The sequence below is a fragment of the Acinetobacter sp. NEB 394 genome (assembly GCF_013374795.1).
Lineage (GTDB): Bacteria > Pseudomonadota > Gammaproteobacteria > Pseudomonadales > Moraxellaceae > Acinetobacter > Acinetobacter johnsonii.
Genome location: NZ_CP055277.1, coordinates 567,443 through 587,961, shown reverse-complemented (window position 1 = coordinate 587,961; position 20,519 = coordinate 567,443). Strand labels below are relative to the sequence as shown.

19 protein-coding genes and 1 riboswitch are annotated in these 20,519 nt (G+C 43.4%); of the genes, 4 read left to right on the top strand and 15 right to left on the bottom strand.

Going from position 1 to position 20,519, the window contains the following annotated elements; translation table 11 throughout:
* Positions 1-111 precede the first annotated feature (111 nt).
* The 13 genes from HUK62_RS02655 to HUK62_RS02595 form a co-directional block, all read right to left on the bottom strand.
* Complete coding sequence (locus tag HUK62_RS02655) at positions 112-780, bottom strand: HAD-IA family hydrolase (protein WP_176537021.1); 669 nt, start codon at positions 778-780, stop codon at positions 112-114.
* Positions 781-864: 84 nt separating this feature from the next.
* The gene (locus HUK62_RS02650) at positions 865-1,608 is read right to left on the bottom strand and encodes an FHA domain-containing protein (protein ID WP_176537020.1); all 744 of its coding nucleotides are present in this window, start codon (positions 1,606-1,608) and stop codon (positions 865-867) included.
* An 87-nt stretch (positions 1,609-1,695) separates the two neighbouring features.
* A complete protein-coding gene (gene gspD / locus HUK62_RS02645; RefSeq protein WP_176537019.1) occupies positions 1,696-4,056 on the bottom strand; it encodes a type II secretion system secretin GspD in 2,361 nt (786 codons plus the stop codon).
* Positions 4,057-4,095: 39 nt separating this feature from the next.
* On the bottom strand, positions 4,096-4,920 hold the full coding sequence (locus tag HUK62_RS02640) for a type II secretion system protein N (protein ID WP_176537018.1): 825 nt from the start codon (positions 4,918-4,920) through the stop codon (positions 4,096-4,098).
* Positions 4,920-5,630: a type II secretion system protein N gene (gene gspN / locus HUK62_RS02635; RefSeq protein WP_176538435.1), complete on the bottom strand. Its 711-nt coding sequence runs from the start codon at positions 5,628-5,630 to the stop codon at positions 4,920-4,922. The genes HUK62_RS02640 and gspN overlap by 1 nt, the downstream gene beginning before the upstream one ends.
* A 196-nt stretch (positions 5,631-5,826) precedes the next feature.
* Complete coding sequence (locus HUK62_RS02630) at positions 5,827-6,174, bottom strand: H-NS histone family protein (RefSeq protein WP_171056712.1); 348 nt, start codon at positions 6,172-6,174, stop codon at positions 5,827-5,829.
* 127 nt (positions 6,175-6,301) lie between these two features.
* The gene (locus tag HUK62_RS02625; RefSeq protein WP_125273404.1) at positions 6,302-6,730 is read right to left on the bottom strand and encodes a thioesterase family protein; all 429 of its coding nucleotides are present in this window, start codon (positions 6,728-6,730) and stop codon (positions 6,302-6,304) included.
* Positions 6,731-6,737: 7 nt separating this feature from the next.
* The gene (locus HUK62_RS02620; RefSeq protein ID WP_176537017.1) at positions 6,738-7,931 is read right to left on the bottom strand and encodes a heme biosynthesis protein HemY; all 1,194 of its coding nucleotides are present in this window, start codon (positions 7,929-7,931) and stop codon (positions 6,738-6,740) included.
* Between the two features lie 4 nt (positions 7,932-7,935).
* Positions 7,936-8,778, bottom strand: a complete 843-nt coding sequence (locus tag HUK62_RS02615) for a hypothetical protein (RefSeq protein WP_176537016.1) — start codon at positions 8,776-8,778, stop codon at positions 7,936-7,938.
* On the bottom strand, positions 8,775-9,554 hold the full coding sequence (locus tag HUK62_RS02610; RefSeq protein WP_176537015.1) for a uroporphyrinogen-III synthase: 780 nt from the start codon (positions 9,552-9,554) through the stop codon (positions 8,775-8,777). Before HUK62_RS02610 ends, HUK62_RS02615 begins: the two co-directional genes overlap by 4 nt.
* Before the next feature lie 12 nt (positions 9,555-9,566).
* Positions 9,567-10,487, bottom strand: coding sequence for a hydroxymethylbilane synthase (gene hemC / locus HUK62_RS02605; protein WP_218015309.1), 921 nt, complete (start codon positions 10,485-10,487; stop codon positions 9,567-9,569).
* A gap of 117 nt (positions 10,488-10,604) precedes the next feature.
* On the bottom strand, positions 10,605-11,345 hold the full coding sequence (locus HUK62_RS02600) for a LytTR family DNA-binding domain-containing protein (RefSeq protein WP_176537014.1): 741 nt from the start codon (positions 11,343-11,345) through the stop codon (positions 10,605-10,607).
* Between the two features lie 51 nt (positions 11,346-11,396).
* Positions 11,397-12,551 (bottom strand): histidine kinase, encoded by a 1,155-nt coding sequence (locus tag HUK62_RS02595; protein WP_176537013.1) that lies wholly within the window; start codon positions 12,549-12,551, stop codon positions 11,397-11,399.
* On the opposite strand from HUK62_RS02595, the gene argH reads away from it, so the two are divergent.
* Together argH and HUK62_RS02585 are read left to right on the top strand one after the other, a co-directional pair.
* A complete protein-coding gene (gene argH, locus HUK62_RS02590) occupies positions 12,542-13,975 on the top strand; it encodes an argininosuccinate lyase (protein WP_058868743.1) in 1,434 nt (477 codons plus the stop codon). The two genes, HUK62_RS02595 and argH, sit on opposite strands and share 10 nt — an antisense overlap.
* Positions 13,976-13,987: 12 nt before the next feature.
* Positions 13,988-14,260, top strand: a complete 273-nt coding sequence (locus tag HUK62_RS02585; protein WP_004978611.1) for an oxidative damage protection protein — start codon at positions 13,988-13,990, stop codon at positions 14,258-14,260.
* Between the two features lie 498 nt (positions 14,261-14,758).
* Here the strand turns inward: HUK62_RS02585 and phoU are convergent, their stop codons facing one another.
* Both phoU and HUK62_RS02575 read right to left on the bottom strand, forming a co-directional pair.
* Positions 14,759-15,475: a phosphate signaling complex protein PhoU gene (phoU, locus tag HUK62_RS02580; RefSeq protein WP_004692799.1), complete on the bottom strand. Its 717-nt coding sequence runs from the start codon at positions 15,473-15,475 to the stop codon at positions 14,759-14,761.
* An 89-nt stretch (positions 15,476-15,564) separates the two neighbouring features.
* A complete protein-coding gene (locus tag HUK62_RS02575; RefSeq protein ID WP_176537012.1) occupies positions 15,565-16,893 on the bottom strand; it encodes a TolC family outer membrane protein in 1,329 nt (442 codons plus the stop codon).
* A gap of 279 nt (positions 16,894-17,172) precedes the next feature.
* Here HUK62_RS02575 and HUK62_RS02570 point away from each other — a divergent pair, with 279 nt between their 5' ends.
* Positions 17,173-18,225 (top strand): hypothetical protein, encoded by a 1,053-nt coding sequence (locus tag HUK62_RS02570; protein WP_218015308.1) that lies wholly within the window; start codon positions 17,173-17,175, stop codon positions 18,223-18,225.
* Positions 18,226-18,294: 69 nt separating this feature from the next.
* Positions 18,295-18,422: riboswitch (TPP riboswitch) on the top strand.
* 144 nt (positions 18,423-18,566) lie between these two features.
* Complete coding sequence (thiC, locus tag HUK62_RS02565) at positions 18,567-20,459, top strand: phosphomethylpyrimidine synthase ThiC (RefSeq protein WP_004692806.1); 1,893 nt, start codon at positions 18,567-18,569, stop codon at positions 20,457-20,459.
* The last annotated feature ends 60 nt before the right edge of the window (positions 20,460-20,519 follow it).

Genomic DNA, 20,519 nt, shown 5'->3' with positions numbered 1-20,519 from the left:
GAGTGTTCTCTATTTTTTCAATATGGCGTGATCAGTTTTTAAAATTAGTGCTTGGAGTTTCGCCATCGAAAAGTCATATGTTTACTCATGTTCATTCCTTCGTTTGCAAAGTTACCCAATCAGTTCACACAGATTATCCACCACTTGCTGTGGCTGACAGTCTAAAATATTTTCACCATGATTATAGCCATAGCTGACCACAACACAATCAATACCCGCACGACGTGCAGCCTCAACATCATTAGATGAGTCCCCAATCATTAAGACCTGATCTTTGCTTTGCGCATATTGTTCAACACAGTGTAACAATTGACGCGGATGCGGCTTCCGCTCTTCGAAACGATCGCCGCCGATGACATCAGCAAAATAATGATTCATACCTAAATGATCGACAATCGCGCGTGCAGGCGCTTCAGGTTTATTGGTCACACAAATCATGGTTTTCTTTTGTGCCAAGCCCCATTCTAAAAACTCAAGAATGCCATCGAAAGGCTGAGTTTCCACACATGGGTCGGCATTATAAATTTTTAAAAACGTATCCAACAATTGTTGTTGCTGGGCAGGATCAACTTTACCCGTTAAATGCTGCAAGGTACTTTGACAAAACAGCGCCGTTCCCTTCCCAACCCAGATTCGCACCTGCGCTTCAGTAACAGTAGGCAGCTGCAAAGCATTCAGGCTCATATTCATGGCACGATGCAAATCTGTTGCTGAATCCACCAAGGTTCCATCTAGATCGAAAAGTAAAACCTCTCGCTGTGCCACATTTGCAATATTCATTCACCCTCACCCATTTTTATCGTGTACTGCCCAAAACAATCAAGGCATGCTTGTGCATGCCTTGATTGTAGTGTGATCTGCGTTTTATTTGAACATCAGCCAAGCAATAATCGCTAAAATAATCAAGACAATAATCGAGATTAGACCCAGCGAGGCATTTTTCTGAGTTTCAGCCTCTTGCTCAACCTGTACTTTTGGAGCCTCATTATTCTCAACCTGAGGCACGCTAGGCGCAGTCAAATCCACCCCTGCAGGAATAGGAGCGGGTTTCGGAATACCGACATTTTGTGGCATCCCGTCACGCGTTAAACTCACATTGCCATCGCGTTCTTTTAGCTCAGGCATACCCTGATCGCTCATATGCTGTGCTGCCGTTTTCGGCAGTTCTGGCTCAACAACAGGCGCATCAGCACTCACTTCCGCTTGAGCCGTTTCTGAAGCAGCTACTGCTTCAGATGGCTGGCTAATCGGTGTTTCAACCACAGCTGCACCTAAAGTTGCAGCCTCTACCGATTCCACCACATCTTCTAACGCTTTAGCAGGCTCAAAGACCGAAAACTTTATGCTTGCAAACTGGACGATATCACCTTGCTTCAACAACGTTTCTGCCGTAATTTGCACATCATTCACATACGTGCCATTGGAAGAACCCAAGTCCTGTAGCCACAAAGCCTGTTCTTTCAGTAAAAAGGCCGCATGTTTACGCGAAATTTCAGATTGTTGTAATAAAATATCCGCTGCTTGATGACGACCGACCAACATATCACGGTCAATGCTAATTTCCTGACCCGTTAATTCGCCAGTAATTGCTTGTATTTTCCAAGTCATGACTTATCTCTCTATGTGCTGATTTATGATAACACAGAGAATATTCTTTACCATTTCACCTTCCCTCACAGACGAATGGCAGAACAGCTAGGCAGAACCTATCGAGATATTCTCAGTATACCGCTCAGGGATGGAATAGCTTGTCGATACCACCTGTGCCATGTGTGCCACGCGAGCACCTTGAACATTTTGCATCATCAAGTTCAAGCCAATGTGAGGATGAACCGTTGGGTATAGCTGACGCGAGGTGGTATTTTTAGGAACATTAGCAATCGGCTGTTTACGAATCGCAGGCTCAATAGTCACAGGCGTTGTTTCAACCATCGGCTGCGTTGAGGTTGGACTGCTTGGCACCTGTTGATACGATTGTGGCAAGGTCGGTTTGGTTGATGTCACAGGCAAACGTTGTTGGAAAACATCATCGACATTTTCAGGCAACTTAGCAAAGCTACCATCTTTATCCATGGCCAACTGCAAACTATAAAGCTGACTGTAGCGCTGCTGAGAAAGGCGACGTGCAGACTCCCCATCCCCCACAATCGTCGGATGAATGAAAACCAGCAAATTGCGTTTCTGATCTGACTTACCATCTGAGCGGAACAAACGCCCTAACCCTGGTATTGCACCAAGACCTGGAATCGATTGGCGTGAATAAGACGTATTATCCGAAATCAAGCCACCTAAAACGATGGTATTACCATGTTCCGCCAAGACTGAGGTTTTAATCGCACGCTTACTGGTGACCAAATCCTGCGCTTCACCTTTATTGGTTTTGACATCCGAGACTTCTTGTTCAATCTCTAAGCGGATGGTGCCACCTTCACCAATATGTGGCACCACCTTAAGCGTTACACCCACATCTTTACGCTCAATGGTGGTGTAAGGGTTAGCTGTACCTGAAGAAGTCGTAGAAACTGAGCCTGTTACAAAGGGCACATTTTCACCCACGACGATATAGGCTTCTTCATTGTCCATGGTAACAATCGATGGTGTAGACAGCAAATTCGACTTGGTATTACTTTTTAATGCTTGGATCATTGCGCCATATAACCGACGCGAGCCATCACTGCCTTCTTTATAATCGCCAAGGATTAACGAACCACCCGCGCCGATTGCACTTGCAGCCCCCGCACCGCCCCCCGTTAAATAATTTGCAGCAATACTTTTGAGACTCGAACCAATATTGTCAAAATTGATAATCCCAACACCACTGCTTAAATCGCCCATCGCCCATTGCACGCCCAACTGGTCGGCATCGTTACCTTCCACCTCGAGAATAGTCGCCTCAATCAGGACTTGCTGACGACGGGTATCCAACTGCTGAATGGCAGACTCGATTTCACGCATCAACTGAGGGTCTGCTTTGACCACCAATGCATTTTGCGAACTATCGGCAATAATACTGACCCCATTACTGTTAAAGCTGGTGATGTTATTCTGATTGCGATTGGACTGGCTATTTAAGTTAATACTTGGGGTAGAAATCTGTGAAGATGAACCTTCACTCGAGCTATTACTTTGGTTATAGCTCGAATTACTATTGTTATTGCTGTCGTTAGACTGGCCAGAATTAACAGCCTGCCCTGAGACCAAACCTTGTAAAATTTCGGATAAGCTTTTAGCGCTGGCATATTTTAAGCGGAACACTTTCAATCCGCCTAGACGCTCCGCAGCAGGTACATCCAGCATCTCGATCATTTGGCGAATACGTTTACGCGTCGCGGTATCTCCTTTTAGAATAATTCGATTGGTACGGTTATCTGCAATGATTCGTATTCTGGAACCCTTTAAATCTTTGATCGAGCCCGTTCCGCTCATATTTTCTAGTAACCCAATCATTTCTTCAGCCTGACTCGACTGCAACGACACCGCTTCGATGTCATTTTGTCCCGTCCCATCCAAATTACGGATAATGGTCTCAAGCTGATAAATATTGTTGGCGCGATCAGACACAATCAGTGCATTGGTGCCATTCACCGCAGATAAATGTGCAAACTGCGGCATCAATGGACGCAGTGCAGGAATCAGGTCATTGGCATTGGTGTTTTCCAGCCAAATCACCCGCGTCACAACCTGATCGCCTGTGGCGCGGTGACGAACATCATAGGGAATGCCAGAACTTTTGACATTACTGTCAGGCACAATTTTAATGGTCCGACCAGAAGGAATCGCAACCACACCATTGACATTCAAGACCCCTAAGAATAAGTCGTAGACTTCTTGCTTATTCAACGCTTTGTTTGAAATCACCGTGACATTGCCGCGTACCCGTGGATCAACTGCAAAGTTTTTCCCCGTAATATCGGCAACTTCATTAATAAATGCAGTTAAGTCCGCATCGCGCAGATTAATTTTCCATGTTTGTGCATAGCTGGCTGTACTCACCATGGCAAGCAAAGGCGCTGCGATTGTCAGTGCCCAAACAGGGCGGTGATTCAATAAAGCCATAAATCCAAGTCATTCCTAACTAATATTGGTGATGTTCGATCACTGAAAATTCTGTTGTACCGTAATGATACGATCACCACGTTTCACTTCTATTTTTACTTGTCCTTCACGGCGCGCACGTTCTAACAGCTGCGCGTCGTTTTGCCCCTGTCCGATCGTTTGACCATTTAAAGACATAATCTGATCCCCAGCCTGTAAGCCCAAACGACTTCGCAGTGCAGCTGGTGTTTGCTCAGTGACTTGATACCCCTGCCCTGTGTTATTGGTATTTACACCCAAATCTTTTAAATATTGCTCACGATCCTGTTGTAAGTTTTGTACTGCTTGGCCTAATGCTTGCTGCTCTTGACTCACAGGAGGCGCTGCAACGGGTGCTGTTGCTGGGGGCACAATTTGCTGATCTAAATTATCAATCCCTTGAAAGAACAATTCTCGGGTTTGCCCACTGTTATTTTTAAGAATAGCGCGATCCCAATACACCTCTGCCAAATAATAAGCGCTGCCTTCGATGTTTTCCCCCACTCGATAACGCTCTGCCACATTATTTGCCTTAATCACAGCAGATGAGAACTGACTGGGTTGTCCAACCACCACCCCTTGTAGCTGTAAATTGAGCTGATCATCTGCGGGATTCTTACTTTGCTCTGCAAATAACGCAAAATTGGTAATATTCGGAACTTGAGGTTGCTGCGAACCCAATTCAACGCGTGGCATTTGCATGACTTGTGGTGGCGCCACCCAAAGCCAAAATAAGCCAGCCAACTTCCAGCATAGTGCCAAGATCAAAAGCATTAAGCACAGTGGTGCTACGCGTTCAAACTGTTTGAGATTCAGCTCTGGTAATTTTTGCAGATCAAAACCCATTAAAAGCCCCCACTAAGTAAAGGCTGACGTGAACTCACCACATAACTATCTAGGCCTGCTTTACCTTGATATGAAGGCACATTCAACATGAGACGCTGGGTTAATTGCACATCTAACATCAGACTTGGGTCGATGGTCAGGTTCATCAGTTTTTGTTGTCGTTGATCGCGTAAATCGACCATCAGCTTATTTTGCTCCTGCGACAAACGGCCCGCTAACGATGGAATCTGCATTTGTTGTGGGCGCTGCGCAAAGATATACATGAGTTCGCCGCCTGCCCATTGTATTCCCCCATCCACTTGATCAAATCCCTGCTCTTTTTTATAGTTAAAATCAATTTCTTTTAACTGAATCGCATTACTTGGCCATTGCCAATTGGCCAACGACTTTAACGTTTCAGGTGCAATTTGTCCGTTTAAATCACGTACCATTATTTTTTTCCCAAACCCATAGGCCAAAACGCCTTCAAGCTTGGTATTGGCACTATAAATTTCGAGATTGGCACCTGCACGAAGGAGCAGTAAATCTAAAGGTCGGGTGGTCCAAAGCACAGTTCCACGCAATTTTCCAGTTTGCCAATCAGCCTGTCCATGCCAAATATTACCGCTGACGTTATGTAAAACTTGGTTGTTTTTATAAAATTTTGCAATGAGCCATGCCGCAGGAATTTGCAGCAAAACAAAAATTAAAAAGGCAACGACTGCAAACATCCACCACGTGATGTATTTAGGTTTTGTGATTCTCCCACCACGAACTTTCAATTATTCTTCCTTGCTTCATTTCTTGTCTTTCTTTGATAGACATTATGCATAATTTTACAACAACACCAAACTTTAACTATAAAAAAACCAAGCAGATGATGCTTGGTTTTTTGAGCTTATGTCACATCTGTGACAAGGTGATGACTTAGATTAGAAAATCTTCAAGCTTCGCACCTTTTTCTAACTGAGCCACCAACCAACGTGGTTGCTTACCACGGCCAGTCCATGTCTCAGCAGCATTGCCTTTGTTACGGTAACGCGGTTCAACCGACTTACGTGTGCCTTTTTTACGCTTGGTCGCGCCAAACTCTAAAATTTGTTCAATGCTTAAGCCTACATTTTCCGCAATCGCGTTAATTTGAGTATAAGCATCTTCAATTGCTTGATCTTTTTTAGATGCAATTAAAGCTTCCGCTTCGATTTGTAGACGCTTTAACTCTTCTACGGATAAATTACTAATATCTGGCATTACATTAACTCCATTAACCAACATTTTATTTACTGAGTCTATTTAATAATATTTTGATTAGACCAAAGACTCAACTCATCCATGACTTAAACAACAATACTTAGACAATATTTATATAGTCTAACGACTTTTAAAATAAATAAAAAGAGATTTATATTTGGTGACCGACGGTTAACTCAAATTCTTTGAGTTTTTGACGCACCAGTTCAGGAATTAATGTTTTCTGCATATTGGTTTTATTAACACAAACAATGACCGCTTCTGCTTCCGCAACGAATGCTTGTTGCTGTTCACTCCATAATAAATAGTGCATACGAAATGCACTATTTCTGAGTTCTTCAATACGTGCACTAATTTTTAATTGGTCTGGATAAAATACTGGTTTTAAATATTTGCACTGATTTGATGCAACAACAGTCAGCACATCAGCAGATAAAATACCCGTATGTTCAATATAAGCCAAACGAGCACTTTCAACATAACGATAATACATGACATTATTAACATGACCAAAGGCATCCATATCTCCCCAAGCCACGTGTTGAGTATAAACCAATGGGTAATCTAAAACGCTCTGCATTATGCACCTATATTTTCATTTCTACAAAATTTGCATTATTTTCAAAAATTAAATTTAACTGTTTAATTAAATCTTCATCACCATTTAAAGTCGATTTGATTCTTAAATAGTTCATTAATACATTATCGGGATATAAACTTAATAACGCATCCGCCTGCTCTTGCATGCCTAAAGCAGTATAAATATGCCACTTGGCAAAACTCAAAACCGGCACACTCGTATACTTCGCTTCCCATGCTTCAATGTGTTGCTGCAAGTCCACATAATCGGGTTGCTGTTTCAAAAGTTGCTGCTGGAACCACAAATAAAATACTTCCGGATTAAACTGCTGATTGAGCAAATAAATCGACAAGTGTTCGTGCTGTTCACTCATGTCTGGCATACGTGCTAATAACTTAAGCCACAGCAGTTGAACATCATAACTGCGGCTGAAAATCTGATCAGACAAGTCCAAATAACGTTGTTTTAAATCCTCTAAATTTTCATAATTGGCTTGATCAAATTTTATCAATAAACGCTTCAGCCATGCTTTTTTCACATCTTGATCTAAATGACCATATTGGGTTGAGCGTAAATACAGCCACGGAAACTGAATCGCAAAACGCCCCCATAGCTCTTTTAAACACGCTTCATAAGCGGTTTGCACATCTTTAAGCCAAGGTGACAGTTCATGTTGATTGAGAAACTCTAGATGAGTTAAAGCTTGTTCTGCATCTTCTTGTGCTAAAAACAGTTCAATACGTTGCAGTTCAGCCAACTCAAAGGCCATGGCATTGCTTTGGCTCAAGGCGCTTAAGGCTTCAGGGAACTGCTCCTTCATCAAATATAAACGTGCATCGATAATACTTTTGAGCAAGCCTGACTGCGCGAAGACATTTTGAATAAAGGCTTGTTGATCTCGGCCTGCATCCAATAACCAAATCACAGCCAGTTGTTCATAAGGATGCAAACTTTTAAAATCAAAAACGGTTTCTGCTTTGCGTTTTTCTCGACTGAGATAGCGTTTTAGCCCCAACCAAACCAAATGCAAGCTAAAACTAAGCAGTGCTAGCGCAATAAATACAATCCAGAGATTGGTTTGTAACTGCCAGTCATGCCAAAACACGTAGACATAACCCGCACCATGCCCATAACTCAAGACACTCAACACAGCAATTGCAATTAAACTCACCAAACCATAAGCAATCAGTATTTGTTTCATTCCATTACCCCAACAACGCACGCGTACTTAAAATAGGCGTTGGGACAACCACCAATGTTTTCAGCTTATTCAGTTGTTTCAACAGCTCTTTGGCTTTAGGGTCTGGAAGTTGCTGGATCAACAGCATCACTTCGGTTAAGTCTTTTTGATATTCGGTATATTGCCCTGCAGCTAAGGCTTGGCGTGCCAACAATAAACGTAACTGAGCTTCTTTAAGCACGATTTGTCGTTGCATTAATGCTGTTGCAGGTGCTTGCGCAGGTTCGAGCCTCAACCATTGCTTCCAAAAGGGTTCGGACGGATCGCGTGTGGTGTTTAACTGAGGTTGTTGTATTTCCCGACTTAAGACCTGACCAATTTGTTGCAGCTGGCGGTTAATCAGCGCTTGCTGCTCATTGCGCTCAGCCACAAATTTCTGAATGGTTTGCATATCTCGCGCTATGACCTGATGCAAACTTTGCTTCAAAGCCACAGCCAAGTTATATTTTTCCAGCTGCATATCTAAAAAAGCCAACTTATCAGTGGCCACCACATACTGCTGTTGCTTTAAGGCAAACTCAACCAAGTCCAGCTGTTGCTTAATAAACAAAATTGGATCAATGCCTTCAACCACCAATTCGGCAGGTTGGCTAATCGTCGCATTCGCTGCTGTTGAGTCTTGTTTCAAAGTTCCTTTTTGACGCTGCATAGCCACGACTTGATCGTTCAAATTGGCGCTGCGCTGTTCGATTTGGTGCATTTCATTGAGCAAAGTGGCTTGCTGTGTACTCAGCCCCCACACGTCATAGCTTAGCTTCGCAATCCACGCCAATGCAGCCATCAATACAATGATAAGAATCTTCTTCATGCGTTCCCTTGCTCACTTTGTAACAACTGTACAATCGTGGCTGTCTTTAAATCTTTCAGTACACTCATTTTAAACAGCACATGCATTTGCTGTTGATACTGCTTCAAGATCTGTGCCAAACGCTCACCCAACACCAAAAAGTGTCCTTGTTGCAGAAGCTGAATATTTGAGTCCAGCAGAGCTAACCAATTCAGCCAACTGGCCTCACTGCTGATCAGTGCGACGTAGTGATTATGTTCTGATAAACATTGAATTAATTCAGCCTGTTGCTGCATCGTTTCATTTGGACAGCGACGCTCATACAAAACAAAGTTTAGTATAAGACGCCCGTGTTGCATTAAGGTGTCCATCATAAACTGACGCCCACCTTCTCCTCGCCAAAACGCAATGCTCGCATCACTGGCCAAGTTCTGCAAAACAGGCAGTTGCAACATCCCTTCAGAGGTTTCCACCTCAGGCACCACACTGTCCAAACCATATTCGCCCAAAGCCTGCGCTGTTTTTTGTCCGACTGCAATCCATTGAATATGCTGTAAATCGGACACCGTTAAACCGCTTTGCAGCAAATGTGCCATACCAAACTGCACAGCACTAGGGCTGACCACCACAATCACTTGGGTGTACACTAGCTGCTGATACAAGCGCTCTAGGTCATGACTCCATGCTCTAGGCAACAACTCCAGTAACGGCAATGGATAGACCTCAACAGCCTGTTGCTCTAGTGCCATCGTGAGGCTTGCCGCGCGATCAACAGGGCGCGTATTAATAAACAGCATCGTTAAGCAATATTAGTGATAAAAGGCTTTGAGTAAATCACCTGCACCTTGAGCCAATAGCTCTTGTGCAAGGACAACGCCCAAATGCTCGGCTTCAGCTGCATTGCCCGCCACTTGTGCTTTGAGGAGCGTTTGCCCATCGACACTCCCCACACGCCCTTCGATATGGATGCGGTTGTCTGCTAAAGTAGCATAGCCTGCAATGGGTACCTGACATCCACCTTCAAGATAAGCATTGAAAGCACGTTCAGCCCGTACACAGGTATCAGTTTCTACATGCAATAAAGGATGGATTAAATCCAATACCGCTTGATCATTTGCACGGCACTCTAGCCCTAAAGCGCCCTGACCCACGGCAGGTAAACTCAACTCAGGTCGAATGGTATGACGGATACGTTCTGCCAAACCCAAACGTTTTAATCCCGCACTGGCCAAAATAATGGCATCGTAATGACCCGCATCCAATTTAGATAAACGCGTTCCCACGTTACCACGTAAATCGATAATTTCTAGGTCAGGTCGTTGTTTTAAAATTTGGCATTTACGGCGTAAACTCGAGGTGCCGACCTTCGCCCCTTGTGGCAAGGCATCAAAACTCACGCAACTATTCGACACAAAAGCATCTAAAGGATCTTCACGCTCACAAATGACGGCCAGCGATAACCCCTCAGGCAAAGCCATCGGAACATCTTTCATCGAATGCACTGCCAAATCAGCACGACCATCCAACAAAGCTGCTTCAAGCTCTTTAACAAATAAACCTTTGCCACCAATTTTTGCCAATGGTGTATCTAAAATTTTGTCCCCTTGGGTAACAAAAGTCACCAACTCTACTGTGAGCCCCGCATGCAGTGCTTCTAAACGAGCACGAATATGTTCAGCTTGCCAAAGAGCAAGCGGGCTTTGTCGAGTAGCGATCTTTAGGGTTTTCATAAATTTTAGTATGTGCCAATAAGAATGAAACTATCTTAAACTGAATTTCCCCTATTGGAAATGTATTCAGCCCAAAGCACCCCGTCTCATCAGCAGCAGAGCCATTAAATTGGCATGCTAAAGCTTATGTAAACGCTCGCGCAAGCCTGGCAAATGCCGTCGACTCACCGCTAAACGCTCATCTAACTCACGGCAACGCACTTGATGCTGCCCAGAGTTGACCACTTCAAGCCCTTCTAAAAAGTGAACTGAAACCAAGGCATTACGGTGGATACGAATAAAGGCCTCCCCAAACTCATGTTCTAAGTCTTTTAAGGTCTCATCAATTAAGACACTGCCGTTTTTGTGGCGTACCGTGACATATTTTTGATCCGCCAAAAAATAATAAATATTTTCAATGGGAACCAATTCCACACCACGATAGGTTTTCGCTGCGATTTGATGTCGCTTTACGTTAAATTCGTCCATATTTTCTTTTTGTTTTATCTCGCTCATTTGAGCTTGGGTTAATTTAGTGAGGTGACCAAGCACCTGTTGCAATTCCTGTTGCATCACTGGTTTTAATAAATAACCTTCAGCATGTGACTTAAATGCATCGAGTGCATGTTCATCATAAGCTGTACAAAACACCAAAGCAGGCATCGGCTCAAGCTGACGCAAATAATGCGCACAGGTCAAACCATCCATTTCTGGCATCTGAATATCTAAAAGTACCACATCTGGTTCATATTGTTGAGTTAATTCAATTGCTTGTTGACCATGTGAGGCTGTTGCCACCACTTGATGTCCGAGCTGACTCACCAATCTAGACAAACGTTCGATTGCTAAAGGCTCATCATCACAAATTAGGATGTCCATTTATCTCCTCCCCAACAGTCACCTTGTTTATTTTTATAGGTTCACTGCGGCTTATTTATATTGATACTGCACAACAGTGGTATACATTCCCTCCCCTGCATAGGTTTGAAAACTCACAGTTCGCCCAAAATATGCTTCTAGACGCTGCTTCACATTTTCTATGGCAATACCATGTCCTTGTCTTTTATGAATTGTTTCCTTTGTAAATGGGTTAGTTATGACGATATTAACTTGATTTTGCAATATTTCAATCAGTACACTTATCGTACTCTTAGTTAAAAATTTTTCAACACCATGAAAAATACTATTTTCAAGTAAAGGTTGTAAAGTTAAGAGTGGAATTTGTACCTGCTGACACAATTCGGCATGCTCGATTTTCCATTCAACCTGTAAACGATCCCCCAAACGAATTTGCTCAATCGCCAAATAACGCTGACACAACTCAATTTCATCACTGAGCTTGACCAGTTTTAACTCTTGGAAACTGGCTCTAAACAGACGCGATAGATTGAGCAACATCTGTTCGGCTTTATCTGGATCAATCGCGATTAGGCTAATCACATTGTTTAAACTATTAAACAAAAAATGCGGGTGGATACGGGCTTGCATGGCCTGCACCCGTGCATTCAGCTCACTATTTTGCTGCCTAAACCACTGTTCTCTTAGGTACAAATAACGAAAACAAAAGCTGCCTAACAGCAAGCCATAGCCCAAATGCAAAGCAACATCATTCCATAAGATGGCTGAAGTCAAACCATTGAAACTAAAATTAGCTCCAAAGAAGATCAGTATATTAAGGCTGAGCGTGGTCACCAAAACAATGATCTGTAATAGAAAAAAGCCTGACAATAAAGTCATACCCAGACCCAAATTCTGCAACTTTTTTTGCCCATATTGCATTAGCGCAGCAAAAGACAGTAAAACCCAATTGATGTAAAGCATATAACCGAGTACATGCTCAAACACCAAGTTTGACCAAGACTGCGCCTCGGCCAAAGCCAACAGCATGGCCAACAAATTTCCACCAACAAATAATTCCAACAAATGCGGCCATTGCACGATTTTACTAAATAAATAAGAGATATTTGGCTTAGCCATGCTGGAAGTTAAACTTTGCGCATCTTGAACTTCGGCAAGTTGTCTTGAATTTGTTATACTCATGCGAGTTCTACCGCTTTTTATCTTATTGAGCCGACATGACCACATCTTCTAATTCCTCAAATCCGTCACAAGCCCAAACTTCGGGTATGTGGGGCGGTCGTTTCTCTGAAGCTACTGATGCCTTTGTTGCTGAATTTACAGCATCTGTACAATTTGACCAACGCTTTTATAAACAAGATATTGCAGGTTCTATTGCTCATGCGACCATGCTTGCAAAAGTTGGCGTTCTGACTGAACAAGAACGCGATGACATCATCAATGGCTTAAACACCATTCAAGCTGAAATTGAAGCGGGTCAATTCGAATGGCGTATCGACCTAGAAGATGTGCACATGAACATTGAGTCGCGTTTGACTCAACGGATTGGCATCACAGGTAAGAAGCTCCACACCGGTCGTAGCCGTAATGACCAAGTGGCAACCGATATTCGCCTCTATGTCCGCGATGAGATCGATGCCATTTTAGAATTACTAAAAAAATTACAAAAAGGTATTTTGAGTATCGCTGCTCAAAACACGCATACCATTATGCCGGGCTTTACCCACTTACAAACAGCACAGCCTGTGACTTTTGGTCACCATCTGTTGGCATGGTTTGAAATGTTAGTGCGTGACTCTGAGCGCCTCATTGACTGTCGTAAACGTACTAACCGTATGCCTTTAGGTTCAGCAGCACTTGCGGGTACTACTTACCCAATCGACCGCGCATTTACAGCAGAGTTACTGGGTTTTGAAGCAGTTTCTGAAAACTCACTCGATGCAGTATCTGACCGTGACTTCGGTATTGAATTCAATGCTGCGGCTTCTTTGATCATGATGCACTTATCACGCATGTCAGAAGAACTGATTCTGTGGACGTCTGCACAGTTTAAGTTTGTAAACATTCCAGACCGTTTCTGTACGGGCTCATCCATCATGCCACAAAAGAAAAATCCAGATGTTCCAGAGTTAGTGCGCGGTAAAACAGGCCGTGTCTATGGCGACTTGATGAGTTTGCTAACACTGATGAAAGGTCAACCGTTGGCGTATAACAAAGACAACCAAGAAGACAAAGAACCGTTGTTTGATGCGATTGATACCGTGCGTGGCTCGCTCATGGCTTTTGCAGACATGATTCCTGCTTTGGTTCCAAACATTGAAATCATGCGTGAAGCAGCGCTGCGTGGTTTCTCAACCGCAACGGACTTGGCTGATTATCTTGTAAAAAATGGCGTAGCTTTCCGTGATGCACATGAAATTGTGGGTAAAGCCGTTGCTTTAGGTGTACAAGAATCAAAAGATCTTTCTGAATTAACTTTAGAACAACTTCAACAGTTCTCTGACTTAATTCAAGCGGATGTATTTGAAAAAGCACTAACCCTTGAAGCGTCAGTCAATGCACGTAACCACATTGGTGGAACTGCACCTGCGCAAGTAGAAGCTGCCATTGAACGTGCCCATGCGCGTTTAGAAAAACTTTATGCTCAATAAGGACGTCTAGATATGACTCGACAAGTTTTTTGCCGTAAATATCAAACAGAAATGGAAGGTTTAGACTTTGCACCGTTTCCTGGTGCAAAAGGCCAAGAACTTTTTGAAAGCATCTCCAAGCAAGCTTGGGGAGAATGGTTAAAGCACCAAACCACTTTAATCAATGAAAAACGCCTAAATGTGTTTGAACCTGATGCGAAAAAGTTTCTTGAAGAACAACGTGAGAAGTTCTTTAACAATGATGAAAGCTTAGAAAAAGCAGAAGGCTTAAAGCCTGAGGCATGATAAAGCGGAGCACTGCTCCGCCACGCTGCAAGATGAAAAGCTATGCTTGGCGTGACCCATAGAGTATTGCTCTGAAAATTATCTAAAGTAAGCGCAGTACGTAGTTTCACATTTGAAAAGCCCCGACATCGGGGCTTTTCTTTTTATTCATAGAGTGTTCTATCTAAGCACAGGGATGACCAACCCCCAAATAGATGACATATTGATGACTCAATCAGACTATAGAACAGCTATTTGTATCTAAATAATTAAGTGTAAACATAGCGCTACACAACCATTGCAAAACTCAACATTACACTACAAGAACCTACATGACGCAGAAAAACATCTTTCCTATAATGGCATTCAAGGATAGAGGGAAACCTCTTATCGATAACGATAAATATCCCCGATTTTAGTCTCAGATTTCCCCCAAAGTCTGAGATTTTTTTTATTCAAAAATGAAGCAACCATTAAAAAGCACAACCGAAGTTGTGCTTGAAAAATAAGATATGCTTTTTATTTTTGGATATGTTTTTCAACTTCTTCAAAACTGGTATGACGCACATCCAAACCTTTCACCATGTAAATCACTTGCTCAGAAATGTTACGCGCATGATCGCCAATACGCTCCAATGAACGTAATACCCACATCACATTAATCACACGCGCAATATGACGCGGGTCTTCAATCATATAAGTCATCAAAGTACGCGTTGCAGATTGATATTCACGGTCAATATCAGCATCGGCCATCATCACACGTAGCGCTTGTTCTGCATCTAAGCGTGCAAAAGCGTCTAGGGCATCATGAATCATGACACGGACTTGGTTACCAATATGACGCGTTTCCATATAACCGCGAGGGGATTCACCGTCTTCACATAAGCTTTGCGCAATACGAGCAATTTTCGCAGCTTCATCACCAATACGCTCTAGGTCGGTATTGGCTTTCGACATCGCAATCACCATACGCAAATCAATCGCAGCAGGATGACGACGCGCCAAAATCAAGGTCAAGGCTTCATCAATTTCACGTTCGAGCTGATTCACCGCATTGTCTTTAAACTGAACATCAACTGCTAAGTTGGCATCGGTGTCGAGTAGCGCATGAATTGCATTTGCCACTTGTTGCTCTACCAAACCACCCATGGTCATAAATTTGGTGTTCACATCCTGCAAATCTTCATTGAACTGTGAAGAAATGTGATGGTTTAAAACAGGACTATTTGGCAAAGGACGTACTCCACAGCAACATCATGAGGGACTAAAGATTGAGCGATATTAAAGCATAGCAATTGTGAAGATTTGATGACAAGACCCTTTTATAAGCGTGCTTTGTCCACCAACCATGCATTCATTTCTTGAATATCTTGTTCAGTCAACTTACCCACAGATGCCTTTAAATGCAAGACATTGATCAGGTAGTCATACTTGGCATTGACATAGTCTTGCTTGGTCGAAAAGGCATTGCGCTGTGCCAGTAAAACATCGACCATGGTTTTTAAGCCTTCTTGATACTGCGCTTGTGAGGCACGAGAGACGAGGCTGGATGATTCCATGGCAGCTTTACGTGCTTGCAACTTGGCTTGGTCTGTTTCCACTTGTAAATAAGACTTTTTCACCTCGGTATTGGCTTTACGGATGGCGGCATCCAGTTCAGCTTCAGATTTTTTGACGTTGACGGCGGCTTTTTGAATCGACTTCTTGGTTCGCCCCCCCGTATAGACATTCCAATTCATCTCAATACCAATCTGATCAAAGTTGCCTTTGGCCGACATAATATTCTCAGGCGTCTGCTCACTATAACCATAGCTTCCCACAGCTTCAATTTGCGGATACAACGCAGCTTGTTCAACCCGTTTTTGATCTTCAGCATAGCGCTGCTGTAAACGTGCCTGCTGAATGCCTAGGTTCTGTGCGAGAGCTAAATTAGTCCATGCTGAAAGTTCTGCAGGATAAGGCTTTTGAAACTGAAAGTCTTCACGCAGCACTGCCAAGTTTTCTTGATAAGGCCCGATAATTTGCGCCAGTTGTTCCTGCGCCAAGACCAGTTGTACATGCGTCGCAATGCGGTTAGCCTGTGCGCTTTGGTATTGTGCATTGGCCTCACTCACATCACTTTTTGCCACCAAACCCTCTCTGAGTTTGGCATTCATCATATTCAGTTGCTCAAGTAGAGCCTGTTCTTCTTGTAAATTGGCTGCGGTTAAACTTTGTTGGCGCAGTACATTAAAATAGGCTTCCGTCACGTCTAAAATGTGTTGCTGCCGCTGTAGCTGTAAATTGACTTCACTTAAACTGAGGGAGGTCTTGACTTGTTTCAATCCTTCCCACGCATCCCAACGAAAAAGGGGTTGGCGCGCCGTAATCGCCACTTGTTTGGTGGTGGTCGTATCGGGCATGGAAAGAACCGAACTCACCTGTCCAATGGGTTGATTTTTTCGAGTCACATTACCAGACAGACTAATGGTAGGTAGTAAGTTACCTTGAGCAATGCCTAAATTGAGTTGATCTGCTTCATATTGGAGTAAATTGGCTTGCCAGTTAGGATCATTGACTTTGGCGCGTTGTAACGCGTCGACCAAATCCAAGGCATGACTCCACGGCGCGAAAAACAACACACAGCTGGCTAGGACACATTTAATCTTCATTGTTTTCAGTCAACCTTTCCGCCTCACTGGCCTCGTTCTGAGCAACGCCATACTAAAACGAGTTGTCATTATTTTCGTATATTTTTTATTGCACTGGTTACAATAGCACCCAATAATTTGTTCATTATGAAGTAAATATTGAACAGTGTCACAGCCGGTTCAACAAAATCATTCACAATACTACACATTAAAAATTCCATCCCCCCTATAAAATGAGGTACGGAGAAAAGGAGTTTCTCTACTGTGTAGTCGCTGAACTGAGTTTTTGATCGAGTCGCTGTGAATCATTCTTCTTTATTTTCGCTTAAACCTTACGCACTGATTTTTATGTGTGCGCTGTTGGCTGCCTGTCAAAAACCTGAACCTGTCAGCTTTCAAGAGCCCGCACAAATAGAAGCATCTTCGACTCAAACCTTGGACTTAACCGACTTGTGCCAAAAAATTGATAAAAACATGTCGGAAATAGATGCACAACGTACGACTTTTGCTCTAGAGCAAATCAATCAAGATCTTAAGCTGTGTTTACCTTTACTCGGCTTTCAACAACAAAAGCATTTATTGGGTTTATCCAATAAAATGTACCATGACTTTTTATCGGTCGAACGTACGCCGCAACAGCAGCGCGCTTTTGAAAGTTATGCTCTAGAAATGGCGCAACATCCGACCATTCAACAAAGTCTTTTTGAGCAACTGACCATTCGTGACCAATACCTCATCAAACACCAAGGGCAGTCTTATGTCGAGTTGTTTGATGCAGGCGAAGGACAAGTGCATTACCGCCGTAGCCCTGAGTATTTAGCCAAAATTTTTGCGCCTTATCTCCCTGTCGCTGAGCAAGAGTTTATTGAACATCTGGCAATACAGAATCAATACCCTGCCGTGATTGGAGGTCAGGTGAAAATTGACGCCAAAGAAATTGCGGATCGTGCGTTGTATTGGGAAAGCTATTTACAGCAATATCCAAAAAGTAGCTACCACCAAGATGCACGTCATCTATTGAACCTATATAGCACCCTCTTGTTTATCGGACTGGATGCTCAACGCGTTTACGACGGCTATACCGTGCATAGCAATTATTTGGAAGAAATTGAGCGCCTAGCCGAATTAAAAAATTCAAGTGTGACGGATCAAGCGCGCTTATTTTTAAAGTTTGTGGCGCTCAGCCCAGAACAACGAGCGGCTCAAATCATCTTGCCTGCATCCGCTCACGCGCAGCGCCTCGGTGCAGATCAACTATTACAAAGACAATTGGCGCACTTTATTCAACTGCGTATGGTCCAACCCGATCAAGGCAAAGACTGCTTAAGCGATGCCATTTGCTTAGAACGTTGAACACATTTCCCTTTCACACTTGGAATAAAAAGGTCGCTGTTTTTAACAACAGTGCATGTTAAGATGATGCATCGCTTGACGGAGCGCGAGTAATTGCTCGCTGAGATCAGCTAAGACTTTTCAATAAAGTTTTGAAGCTGAGTACCGTTGAACCTGATCAGGTTAAGACCTGCGTAGGAATCAAGCCATCTAAAAACTGAACGCCTTTCATTGAACTATTTCCAGTAGAAATACATCCGTTGCATTTGCACCCGCAAATCAACAACACACAGAAATAGCTTCAATTGCCATCGTTTTTGGTCGTGCTTGATTCGTTGATGTCATTCATAAGGATCATTGCAATGAACCAGTTAACGAATCTTTCCGCTGAAATTTCAGCACAACATGAACAAGATGCCAAAGATCTGACCCGTATCTTGCCTGCCTCTAAAAAAGTTTATATCCAAGGTTCACGCCCAGACATTCAAGTCCCCATGCGTGAGATTGAACTGACCGAAACCCCAACAGGCTTAGGCGGTGAATACAATCCACCAGTGATGGTGTATGACACCTCTGGTGTGTATACCGACACCAATGTCAGTATTGATCTAAACAAAGGTCTACCGAATGTCCGCGAAAATTGGATTGAAGAGCGCAACGATACCGAAATGTTAGACAGCCTCAGTTCAAGCTTTGGTCAAGAGCGTTTACGGGATATTCGTACCGCTGATATTCGTTTTGCCCATATTCAAAAACCACGTCGTGCCAAAGCAGGCCTCAATGTCACGCAGATGCATTATGCCAAACAAGGCATTATTACCCCTGAGATGGAATACATCGCTATTCGTGAAAATCAGCGTCAACGTGAAGGGGTCGATGCACGTCAACACGCGGGGCAAAACTTTGGTGCGCATAACCTGATGGAAATCACGCCTGAATTTGTGCGCAAAGAAGTGGCTGAAGGGCGGGCGATTATCCCTGCCAATATTAACCACCCTGAAATCGAACCCATGATCATTGGCCGAAACTTCTTGGTAAAAATCAATGCCAATATTGGTAACTCGGCTCTCGGCTCTTCAATCGATGAAGAAGTCGCAAAAATGACATGGGCAACCCGTTGGGGTGCAGACACCATCATGGACCTCTCCACAGGGAAGAACATCCATGAAACCCGTGAGTGGATTATCCGTAACTCACCTGTTCCGATTGGTACTGTACCGATCTATCAAGCTTTAGAAAAAGTCGATGGGGTGGCGGAAGACTTGACATGGGAAATCTTCAAAGACACGCTGATCGAACAAGCTGAGCAAGGCGTAGACTATTTCACCATTCATGCGGGTGTCTTATTACGTTATGTTCCAATGACGGCGAATCGCCTCACCGGTATCGTGTCTCGTGGTGGTTCGATCATGGCGCAGTGGTGTTTGGCCCATCATCAAGAAAACTTCCTCTATACACATTTCGATGAAATCTGCGAAATTATGAAGGCTTATGATGTGTCATTCAGCTTAGGTGATGGCCTGCGTCCGGGGTGTATTCAAGATGCCAATGACGAAGCACAGTTCTCTGAATTACGCACTTTAGGCGAACTCACCCATCGCGCATGGAAACATGATGTGCAAGTGATGATTGAAGGTCCGGGGCATGTGCCTATGCATATGATCAAAGAAAATATGGATCTACAACTTGAAGTCTGTCAAGAAGCGCCCTTCTACACTTTAGGGCCATTGACCACCGATATTGCCCCAGGTTATGACCATATTACGTCTGCGATTGGTGCAGCGATGATTGGTTGGTATGGGACTGCCATGCTCTGTTATGTCACTCCAAAAGAACACTTGGGCCTGCCGAACAAAAAAGACGTCAAAGATGGCATCATCACCTATAAAATTGCAGCGCATGCAGCAGATTTGGCCAAAGGTCATCCGGGTGCGCAAGTCCGTGATAATGCCCTATCTAAAGCACGTTTTGAATTCCGCTGGGAAGATCAGTTTAATCTCAGCCTTGATCCAGACACGGCGCGTAGCATGCATGATGAAACCATGCCGAAGGAAGCGCACAAATCTGCGCACTTCTGTTCAATGTGTGGTCCCAAGTTTTGCTCGATGAAAATCACCCAAAACGTGCGTGATTATGCACAAAATCAGCAAAACGCTACACTGAATAAAATTCAGCAAGAAGAGGTTGAAAACGGTCTCGATAGCATGAAAAAACAATTCCATGCAACCGGACAAAACTTGTACCAAAAAGTGTAAGTTGATAAAAAACCTTTTGTAATCATGTGATTCTCAGTTAGGATGAAATGATAAATTTCA

Coding starts and splice junctions, on each gene's coding strand:
- HUK62_RS02655 (WP_176537021.1), bottom strand. CDS start 780: ATGAATATTGCAAATGTGGCACAGCGAGAGGTTTTACTTTTCGATCTA.
- HUK62_RS02650 (WP_176537020.1), bottom strand. CDS start 1,608: ATGACTTGGAAAATACAAGCAATTACTGGCGAATTAACGGGTCAGGAA.
- gspD (WP_176537019.1), bottom strand. CDS start 4,056: ATGGCTTTATTGAATCACCGCCCTGTTTGGGCACTGACAATCGCAGCG.
- HUK62_RS02640 (WP_176537018.1), bottom strand. CDS start 4,920: ATGGGTTTTGATCTGCAAAAATTACCAGAGCTGAATCTCAAACAGTTT.
- gspN (WP_176538435.1), bottom strand. CDS start 5,630: ATGTTTGCAGTCGTTGCCTTTTTAATTTTTGTTTTGCTGCAAATTCCT.
- HUK62_RS02630 (WP_171056712.1), bottom strand. CDS start 6,174: ATGTTGGTTAATGGAGTTAATGTAATGCCAGATATTAGTAATTTATCC.
- HUK62_RS02625 (WP_125273404.1), bottom strand. CDS start 6,730: ATGCAGAGCGTTTTAGATTACCCATTGGTTTATACTCAACACGTGGCT.
- HUK62_RS02620 (WP_176537017.1), bottom strand. CDS start 7,931: ATGAAACAAATACTGATTGCTTATGGTTTGGTGAGTTTAATTGCAATT.
- HUK62_RS02615 (WP_176537016.1), bottom strand. CDS start 8,778: ATGAAGAAGATTCTTATCATTGTATTGATGGCTGCATTGGCGTGGATT.
- HUK62_RS02610 (WP_176537015.1), bottom strand. CDS start 9,554: ATGCTGTTTATTAATACGCGCCCTGTTGATCGCGCGGCAAGCCTCACG.
- hemC (WP_218015309.1), bottom strand. CDS start 10,487: ATGAAAACCCTAAAGATCGCTACTCGACAAAGCCCGCTTGCTCTTTGG.
- HUK62_RS02600 (WP_176537014.1), bottom strand. CDS start 11,345: ATGGACATCCTAATTTGTGATGATGAGCCTTTAGCAATCGAACGTTTG.
- argH (WP_058868743.1), top strand. CDS start 12,542: ATGACCACATCTTCTAATTCCTCAAATCCGTCACAAGCCCAAACTTCG.
- HUK62_RS02595 (WP_176537013.1), bottom strand. CDS start 12,551: ATGTGGTCATGTCGGCTCAATAAGATAAAAAGCGGTAGAACTCGCATG.
- HUK62_RS02585 (WP_004978611.1), top strand. CDS start 13,988: ATGACTCGACAAGTTTTTTGCCGTAAATATCAAACAGAAATGGAAGGT.
- HUK62_RS02575 (WP_176537012.1), bottom strand. CDS start 16,893: ATGAAGATTAAATGTGTCCTAGCCAGCTGTGTGTTGTTTTTCGCGCCG.
- thiC (WP_004692806.1), top strand. CDS start 18,567: ATGAACCAGTTAACGAATCTTTCCGCTGAAATTTCAGCACAACATGAA.